This is a genomic window from Catenibacterium sp. UBA627, assembly GCF_002299355.1.
GTDB lineage: Bacteria > Bacillota_I > Bacilli_A > Erysipelotrichales > Coprobacillaceae > Catenibacterium > Catenibacterium mitsuoka.
The window spans coordinates 3,523-13,080 of sequence record NZ_DBPF01000120.1 but is presented as its reverse complement, the minus strand read 5'-3'; the positions used below and the strand labels follow the sequence as shown (position 1 = coordinate 13,080).

General features: G+C 32.0%; 7 protein-coding genes and 1 other annotated feature. Of the genes, 2 read left to right on the top strand and 5 right to left on the bottom strand.

The window, feature by feature from the left end; translation table 11 throughout:
* The 3 genes from B2S90_RS07880 to B2S90_RS07870 all read right to left on the bottom strand — a co-directional run.
* The coding region (locus B2S90_RS07880) for a Dabb family protein (RefSeq protein WP_055234033.1) at positions 1-284 on the bottom strand (284 nt) is incomplete at its 3' end.
* 3 nt (positions 285-287) lie between these two features.
* Positions 288-1,079 (bottom strand): Mrp/NBP35 family ATP-binding protein, encoded by a 792-nt coding sequence (locus B2S90_RS07875; protein ID WP_238703635.1) that lies wholly within the window; start codon positions 1,077-1,079, stop codon positions 288-290.
* Between the two features lie 429 nt (positions 1,080-1,508).
* Complete coding sequence (locus B2S90_RS07870) at positions 1,509-2,879, bottom strand: aldehyde dehydrogenase family protein (RefSeq protein ID WP_278780809.1); 1,371 nt, start codon at positions 2,877-2,879, stop codon at positions 1,509-1,511.
* Between the two features lie 321 nt (positions 2,880-3,200).
* Here B2S90_RS07870 and B2S90_RS07865 point away from each other — a divergent pair, with 321 nt between their 5' ends.
* A complete protein-coding gene (locus B2S90_RS07865) occupies positions 3,201-4,397 on the top strand; it encodes an ATP-binding protein (protein WP_055234036.1) in 1,197 nt (398 codons plus the stop codon).
* A 127-nt stretch (positions 4,398-4,524) separates the two neighbouring features.
* Positions 4,525-4,715, top strand: a binding site (T-box leader).
* Between the two features lie 39 nt (positions 4,716-4,754).
* Positions 4,755-6,683, top strand: a complete 1,929-nt coding sequence (gene metG / locus B2S90_RS07860) for a methionine--tRNA ligase (protein WP_278780807.1) — start codon at positions 4,755-4,757, stop codon at positions 6,681-6,683.
* Between the two features lie 25 nt (positions 6,684-6,708).
* On the opposite strand, the gene B2S90_RS07855 is transcribed toward metG, so the two are convergent.
* Together B2S90_RS07855 and B2S90_RS07850 are read right to left on the bottom strand one after the other, a co-directional pair.
* Positions 6,709-8,091 (bottom strand): hypothetical protein, encoded by a 1,383-nt coding sequence (locus B2S90_RS07855; protein ID WP_286696838.1) that lies wholly within the window; start codon positions 8,089-8,091, stop codon positions 6,709-6,711.
* 4 nt (positions 8,092-8,095) lie between these two features.
* Positions 8,096-9,544: a helix-turn-helix domain-containing protein gene (locus B2S90_RS07850; RefSeq protein ID WP_286696837.1), complete on the bottom strand. Its 1,449-nt coding sequence runs from the start codon at positions 9,542-9,544 to the stop codon at positions 8,096-8,098.
* Positions 9,545-9,558: the final 14 nt, after the last annotated feature.

Below are 9,558 nucleotides of genomic sequence, written 5' to 3'. Positions count from 1 at the left end.
TAGATAGTGAAGTCTACACAAGCTCTTACTTCAGCATTTTCCTTCGCAATTTTCGCAACAGCTAAATGTCTAGGATCATTCGCATAGCTAGCAAGATCTTCCATATTATCAAATTCCATAACTAATGAAACATCATATGTTTCATTAGGATTTTCATTTCTCCCAACATGTAAAGAACGGATACCATCAATCTGTCCTACAAGTCCCTTTAATCCTTCTACAAACTGATTCTGTAGATCTTCTGTACCTTCTTTAAATTTCCATACAACAACGTGCTGAATCATACCTTATTCCTCCTTCATTAATTCATTCACTATAGGCATAAGTTCCATCTGTGTAATTGTTTCAATAAGACCTGCATCAACTACTTTAGTAATTGCAGGATCCATTGGAAGACGACATACAGTAGAAATATTAAACTTCTTCGCAATTTCATCTATATGACTTTCACCAAACAAATAATGTTTATGTCCACAATCAGGACAGATATAATAACTCATATTCTCAACAAGACCTAGAATAGGAATATTCATCATCTGTGCCATATTCACTGATTTTTCTACAACCATGCTGACAAGTTCCTGTGGTGAAGATACCGTAATAATACCATCTACAGGAAGAGATTGGAAGACTGTTAGAGGAACATCTCCAGTTCCTGGAGGCATATCGACAAATAAATAATCTAATTCGCCCCAATATACATCAGTCCAGAACTGTGTAACAGTATTAGAAATCAAGCTTCCTCTCCATACAACAGGATCAGTAGGATTATCCAGCATTAAGTTTAAAGAAACAATCTTAATACCTGTACGTGTTTCGGCTGGGATAATACCCTTATCACATCCATAAAGCTTTTCAGTTAAACCAAAAGCCTGGGGAATTGATGGTCCTGTAATATCCGCATCTAAAATACCTACATTATAACCAATACGGTTCATCATGACTGCAAGTAATGATGTCATTAAACTCTTACCTACACCACCCTTACCACTTGTGACTGCAATAACATGTTTGATATGGGAATCCTTATTCAAATCTTTATGAAGATCCTTATTAAAATATTTATCATATTCACCCATTTTAATCACCTCATCTACTATTATACATGAAATATTATAAAAATGCTGATTAACGAACGGTATAACCAGCATACATGGTGATGGCAAATAAGATTATTGCACATATAATCTTAGAAATTGCCCAGGCGATTTCGTATCTCATTGTTCCTCCTATTCTATACTTAGTATAGAATAAGAGGAGAAATACAAATATCATTACAGACACAAGAATATATAAATATTAAGTAAAAAAACTAGAGAAATGAATCTCTAGCTTACAATCAATGAGTGGCAGATAGAAGTATAGTTCCCATAATCATAACAGCAACTAATTTTGAACCTAACCAATACAAATTGTACTTCATATCTATCACCCTTTCTTTTTCTATATTCAGTATAGTAAAGAAAGGGTTAAGAAGAAATCACACTCATATTAAGTGTTCGTAAGTATTACTTTAAGAAACGTTTGATCCATTTCATCTTATCATCGGTAAGTGGATAATATCTAAATGGTAAATCAATACGTGTACTCTTATGCAAAACAGAACGACGATGAGAAAATGTCTCAAAAGTAAACTTACCATGATAATAACCAATACCACTTGCGCCTACACCACCAAATGGAAGTGTATTAGTCGCAAAATGGCTGACTGTATCATTAATACATGCATCACCAAAACTACATAAATCTAGAATCTTATTAGCATGATATGAATCATTGGAGAATAAATAAAGAGCAAGAGGCTTATCATGACTATTAATATACTGAATCGCTTCTTCAATTCTATTGTATTCTACAAGTGGAAGAATAGGTCCAAAGATTTCTTCTTCCATTAAAGGATTATCAAAATCTACATCATTCACAATAGTAGGTGCAATCTTTAAGTGTTCTTCATCTACTTCTCCACCGATAAGAATATCCTGATTCTCTAATAGCTTCTTTAAGCGATCAAATTGTTCTTTATTGACGATCTTACATAAGTTCTCACTTTCTAATGGATGTTCACCAAAGAACTTCTTAATATACTCTGCAGCATAATCAATAAAAGCCGCTTTCATAGTATCTTTAATTAATATGTAATCAGGTGCAATACAAGTCTGACCAGCATTCAAGAACTTACCGAATATAATACGCTTGGCTGCAATCTCCATAGGAATCATATCAGTTAAAATAGCAGGAGACTTACCACCTAATTCTAGTGTGACAGGTGTTAATGTTTCTGCCGCCTTCATATAGATTTCTCTACCAGCTTTCTTACCACCAGTAAAGAAAATATAATCAAAAGGTAAATCTACAAGTTCCTTAGAAACCTCTAAACCACCTTCAACACAATAGGCATGTCCTTTATCAAAACATGTATCAATGAGCTGCGCTACAATAGCGGAAGTATGTGGTGTCTGCTCACTTGGTTTCACTATTGCACAGTTCCCTGCTGCAATAGTACCAATAAGTGGTTCTATCGCAAGTAGAAATGGATAGTTCCAAGGAGAAATAATAAGTGTAACACCATAAGGTTCATAAATCGTATAAGAACGAGAAAAGAACTGATGAAGAGGTGTCTTTACCTTATCCTTCTTTACCCATTTTTTAATATTCTTTAATGTATATGTGCAGGCCTCAAGAGTTAATCCTATTTCTGTCATATAGGACTCTCCTCTAGATTTACCTAAATCCTTCTCTAAAGCATCTTCTATTAAGTCCATATGGTCTTTAATCCATAACTTAACACGTTTAATTGCATCTATTCTTAAACTTACATCTCTAGTCATTAATGTGTCATAATACGTTTTCTGATCATTAAAAATCTTTTCTAAATCCATAGCTATCACTTCCTTCTCTAGTATTCTATTACCTTTTACTTACTAATACAACAAACGAATATAATTCACATAATTCAAAAACATACTAAATATGATAAGTGAATTCAGTATGAATAAGATAAGAAATTTATGTGTAAATAAGTTGTCATATGATCAAATCAAGTACAAGGTCTTTTGTTTGTATTAATCGCTTTCAAAAATCAAAATAATTTCATTTTTGAAAGTGGCATCTTGTTCCTACAGTTTTAGAACAGTATAATAAGTGTAGTGGTTCAGTTTCAAAACTATAAAAAATTTAAACTTTTGAAAGTAGGTGAATATATGAAAACAATTGTGAGAAAAAACTATCTCAACAGGATCATTGAACTAAAGGATACACCGGATATCAAAATTATTACTGGTATTCGTCGTTCCGGGAAATCTAAACTAATGCAGGCATACATTGAATACCTAAAAACAAATTACGATAATATCAATATAATTTTTATTGATTTTATGGATTTGAAGTTTGAAGAAATCAAGGAATATCATGCACTACATTCTTATGTAGAACAACATTATGTAGCAGGTAAAATGAATTATCTCTTTGTAGATGAAGTTCAGATGTGCCCAAAGTTTGAGTTAGCTATTAATAGTCTCTATTCTAAAGGAAAGTATGATATCTATGTAACTGGTTCTAATGCTTTCTTGTTGAGTGCTGATCTAGCAACTCTCTTTACAGGACGATATATTGAAATACATGTATTTCCTTTCAGCTTTCAAGAATATTGTGAATATTATAGTGATGTGAGTGATAAGGATAAGCTTTTTGATGAATACTCTTTTAAGGGTGGTTTGGCAGGCTCTTATTTATATCCAAATGATAGGGATAGGGTTACTTATATTAAGGAAGTCTATGAAACTATTGTGACAAGAGATCTAGTTCAAAAGTATGCTTTACCTGATACGACTGTATTACAAAGATTAAGTGAATTCTTAATGGATAATATCAGTAATTTAACTTCTCCAAATAAGGTGAGTCAGCTTTTAAATGCGAATAATGTATCTACAACTCATGTGACAGTACGTAAATACATTAAATACTTATGTAACGCTTTTGTTTTCTATGATATTAAGAGATATGATATTCGTGGTAAGAAATATTTGGAAAGTTCTGAGAAGTTCTATTTGTGTGATACAGGTATTCGATATGCTATTTTAGGTAGTAGAAATATGGATTATGGCAGAGTGTATGAGAATATGATTTGTATTGAACTATTGCGTCGTGGTTATGATGTTTATGTTGGAAAACTTTACCAGAAAGAGATAGACTTTGTAGCTCAAAGAGGTAGTGAAAAAATCTATATTCAGGTAAGTGATAATATTTCAGCACAAGAAACTTTTGAGAGAGAATATTCTCCTTTACTACAAATTAGAGATGCATATCCTAAAATGATTATTGCAAGAACGAGACATCCAAAGTATAGCTATGAAGGCATTATGATTTATGATATTGCTGAATGGTTACTAGGAGCGTAAGTACTTTAATGGTTCACTTTCAAAACTTTAATAATATTCAACTTTTGAAAGTGAACCTCTCTGTGATAATGTGAGGACTTTCAACCCTATCATTGACAAGGTTGTAGAAATTTGTTAAAGTTTTAAAGTAAAAGCAATGAACAGAAGAGACTAAAGTGAAATGCATAGAGAACTTATGGCTGGTGTAAATAAGTGTGAAGCTTTAGAAAGATGGTCTGGGAGCTGTTATTTCGAATAGGGATAACCGTAACTCGCGTTAAGAGATTGAGTGACACGTAAGTGTAAAAAAGGTGGTACCGCGATAATTTCGTCCTTTATTAAGGACGTTTTTTTTATTTTTAGGAGGGAGCAGATAATATGAAAGATCCAAAAGATTTCTATTTAACAACCGCAATTACTTATACTTCAGGTAAACCTCATATTGGTAATACTTATGAAATCGTATTAAGTGATGCAATCTGCCGTGCTAAGAGACAGCAGGGCTATAATGTACGTTTTCAGACTGGTACAGATGAACACGGACAGAAAATCGAATTAAAGGCTAAAGAAGCTGGAATTGAACCAAAGGAATATGTAGATAAGGTTGCTGCAGAAGTAAAACGTATCTGGGATATGATGGATGTTACTTATGATAAGTTCATTCGTACTACTGATGAATATCATGTAAAACAGGTACAGAAGATTTTTAAGAAGTTACATGACAAAGGTGATATCTATCTAGGTCATTATGAAGGTAAATACTGTACTGCATGTGAATCATTCTTTACAGAATCTCAGTTAGTAGATGGAAAATGTCCTGACTGTGGTGGAGAAGTGCATGATGCAAAAGAAGAAGCATACTTCTTTAAATTATCTAAATATCAGGATCGTTTAATGCAGTATTATAATGATCATCCAGAATTCATTCAGCCAGAATCAAGAAAGAATGAAATGGTCAATAACTTCTTAAAACCAGGTTTACAGGATTTATGTGTATCAAGAACTTCATTTACTTGGTCTATTCCTGTAGACTTCGATCCAAAGCATGTTGTATATGTATGGATTGATGCATTAGTAAACTATATTACTGGATTAGGTTATGACTTAGATGGTAATAACGATGAATTATTTAATAGATATTGGCCTGCAGATGTACATGTTATTGGTAAGGACATCGTAAGATTCCATACTATTTATTGGCCAATCATCTTAATGGCATTAGATTTACCTTTACCAAAACAGGTATTTGGTCATCCTTGGTTATTAATGGGTGATTCTAAGATGTCTAAACATTTAGGTAACGTTATTTATGCGGATGACTTAGTAAATCTATTTGGTGTAGATGCTGTAAGATACTACTTATTGCATGAAATCCCATATGATAACGATGGTTCAATTACTTGGGACTTATTAGTAGAACGTATCAACAGTGATCTCGCTAATATCTTAGGTAACTTAGTAAACAGAACAATCGCTATGTGTAATAAATACTTTGATGGTGTTGTCACAAATACAAATGTATGTGAACCAGTGGATGATGAATTAAAATCAATCGCACTCGCAATGCCAGGAAAGACTATTAAGTTAGAAAATGAATTCAAACTTGCTAAAGCGTTGGATGAAATCTATGTATTATTAAGACGTACTAATAAGTATATTGATGATACTATGCCTTGGGCTCTTGCTAAGGATGAAACAAAGAAAGATCGTCTTGCAACAGTACTTTATAACTTAGTAGAAGCTATCAGATTCTCAGCTATCGCATTAGAACCATTCATTCCTGGTACTTCTAAGAAGATCTTAGATATGATTAATACAGATGAAAGAGATATGATGAAGCTAGATACTTTCGGTTCATATAAATCAGGAACTAAAGTCACTGATCATCCAGAAGTATTATTTGCTAGATTAGATCCTAAAGAAGTAGCTAAACAGGTAGAAAAGTTAACTCCTGCTAAGCCAGTTGTTCCAGAAAAGAAGGATGAAACACCTGAAATCACTATTGATGATTTCTCTAAGGTAGAATTAGTTGTTGGTGAAGTAAAGAAATGTGAAAAGCATCCTAAAGCAGATCGTCTTCTTGTATCACAGATTGATATTGGTGGAGAAGTAAGACAGATTGTTTCAGGTATCGCAGATAGCTATTCACCAGAAGATATGCCTGGTAAGAAGGTAATTGTAGTGAAGAATTTAAAACCAGCTAAACTAAGAGGTGTAGAATCTCAGGGTATGATTCTTGCAGGTGGAACTAAGAAATCTATTAAAGTATTAGAAACAGATTTACCAGCAGGTACAAAAATCAGCTAACATGAAAAGAGTGAACTATTTTGGTTCACTCTTTTAACATGTCTAATTGTGCAATATAGCTATCAATGATTTCAAATGCGTCTTCTTTACTTAACGATCTTTCTTCTAGTATATATTGATAATAGTCATTAAAAGCCATTACAAGACTTGCTTCATGCAGCTGTATTGTTTTGATAGTGCCACTGGCTGATACAATTTGGAAATAGAGTGTATTAATGTTCATGACTATAACTGAGAAAGACATATTATCATATTCAGGGATATCTACAAGTTTTATAGAGTAGGTATTTATAAAGTTCTTTAGTCTACGTAATATTTTGATTCTATCATTAATCGTTAGTGGTTGATAGAATGGTTGTAGGAAATCAATTGTATAACCAGTATCCACAAAATGTCTTAATCCTTGTAGAGTATGGAGTCCTGATAGATGATCTTTATTATGCTTCACAAACTGTTTTAAATACATTGACTGTTTCTTGAATGATTCCACAAAATCATTATCTTCTAAAAAAACTGGAAATGGATCGTCCTCTTGATAAACTGCACCAATAGGAGGTGCATAGAGAATATAATTGAAATCTTCTGTCATATCACTTTTTTCATCTTTTTTAGTGATTAAACACTTTGTTTCCTTTAAATATTGATTAAATAGTATTTCATACGCATCATATGTTTCTCCTTTTTCATAAAGAATACCACTTGAATGATCTGCTGTATAAATAAGAAGATATCTAGTAGTAAGAATCATATTAGGAAAGAAACAAAGATGGTTATTAATCGCATTGATCTCATTATAGTAATAATATGGTCTATAGTGATCATTATTAAAGATTAATGGCATGATATTTGTAAGAACAGTTAAGTTATAGAACTGGTTATCTTTCGTTAGTTCATTTGTATTATTTAAACAGAATAAATGCGTAATAGGTATATGAGAAGAGACTATTCTTAATAAATAGAGTGCATGAGTAGGCTGATCAAAGATCCTTATATGAGGTTTTTTTTCTTTGCTTTCTAAGAGAGATAGTTCATATAAGAGATATTCTACATCATATTTATTAGTATAGTGTCCTGTCTTTAAGATAGAATCTAAAGTATCAGGTGTTGTAAAGGAACGGTTATCAAGTAATGTGGCTTCTTTTAAGAAGGAATTTACATGTTGACGGCAATAATAACGGAACTCTCCTATTCTATCTATTTCATAGGCATTTAATAATTCTTTCTTTTCATCATTAGTAAGATAGAGATACTGACTGATCTGTTGGATAAAATCACGATTTGGTATTTTACGTTCTCCTCTAATAATCTTATAAAAAGTAGAACGGTCTATCTGGAAGTATTCTGCACACTTCTTGATATTGATTTTCTTAGTCTTGATATATTCAGATAATAATTGGTATACATACATAATACTACATCTCCATTTCAATCATTTCTATACATTTATCAATCAGCTTCATTTCATCTTCTTTACTATAAGCATTCTTCTTAACTACATTTTCAACAAAATCATTAAATGCTTCTACAAGTGTGACTTCTTTAATAGAGATATTTGCGAGTGTACCTGTTGAATCTGATGCAATCATATGAAACTCTTGATTACTTAACTGAAAGTATGTTGTAGATGATTCAGAAAGATAAGGCATATTTGCCATCACGACATGAGGATGCTTTATACAGAATTCTTTCCACTTTCTAAGTAATGTGAGTCTATCTTCTAAAGAAAGAGGATTAAAGAGTTCTGGTGGTATATCATGGAGATACCCTGTTTTAGCTGTATAGTATAAACCTTGCACTGTATAGATAACATGGAATTTATCAAAACATTGAGGATAGAAGATCTGATTCCAGTAATTCACATAGTTTTGATAGTCTTTAATAAATCCTTCTTTATCAGGAAAGAAATCTTTTAATGATTTACGGATAATATCCAGATCACTCTCTTCAAACACATAAGTAGGACATGGTGTTGTCATGAGTTCCTGTGTAATAACATGAGTATTTAAGAACGTTTGCGTGTCTGCAAGATAGTTTGTCCATGAATCACGTGTCATAAAACATTCTGCTTCTTTTAAATAAGCATCAAATTTTTCTTTATAGGCATTCACAATCTGTTGAAGTTTATAAAGTATTCCCTGACTATGATCATTTGTATAGGTAAACACATAACGTGTTGTAATCATTACATTAGGGTAGAATATATCATGTTCATTCATAATAGAAACATTACTGTAGTAGTAATAAGGATGATAATTCTTATTACGTAAGATGACAGGTAATAAATTAGTTAAACACTTTAAGTTATAGAACTCATTATTTTTTGTCTGTTTCTGTGAATTATCTAGATAAAATAAATGAGTCATAGGCATATCTGATGAAAGATGATTAAAAGAATCGAATATAATAGACATCTCATAAGGCTGTTCCATGATTCTTACATGAGGTTTTTCTTCTCTTAGTTCATAAGAATATAAAGTATAGAGTATATGTTCTACATTGATTCTTCCTGTATAGACATCATCTACAAGAGTCTGATCATCTTGTACCTGTTCTGTAATGTGATAATGATGATCCAATACATGATCTGCTTCCTTAAAGAAATCCTGGATATGTTTACGACGATAGAATATAAAAGCACCTATTGTATCAATTTCATAAGCTTCTAATATCTGTTTTGTTTCTTCCTGACTTAAACATAGATATTGTGCCATTTTATTGACTAATGCTTCACTTGTTGCAGGTCTTTGACCTTTAATGATCTTATGTAGTGTAGAACGATCTATTTCTAAGTATTGTGCAAATTGTGTCATATTCGTTTTCTTCTTATTAATATAAAACGATAATAGTTCTGATAGAGACATAATATACTCCTCCT

Bases quoted from the DNA above. Each gene is read 5' to 3' on its own strand.
- B2S90_RS07875 (WP_238703635.1), bottom strand. From the start codon at position 1,079: ATGGGTGAATATGATAAATATTTTAATAAGGATCTTCATAAAGATTTG.
- B2S90_RS07865 (WP_055234036.1), top strand. From the start codon at position 3,201: ATGAAAACAATTGTGAGAAAAAACTATCTCAACAGGATCATTGAACTA.
- B2S90_RS07870 (WP_278780809.1), bottom strand. From the start codon at position 2,879: ATGGATTTAGAAAAGATTTTTAATGATCAGAAAACGTATTATGACACA.
- B2S90_RS07855 (WP_286696838.1), bottom strand. From the start codon at position 8,091: ATGTATGTATACCAATTATTATCTGAATATATCAAGACTAAGAAAATC.
- B2S90_RS07850 (WP_286696837.1), bottom strand. From the start codon at position 9,544: ATGTCTCTATCAGAACTATTATCGTTTTATATTAATAAGAAGAAAACG.
- metG (WP_278780807.1), top strand. From the start codon at position 4,755: ATGAAAGATCCAAAAGATTTCTATTTAACAACCGCAATTACTTATACT.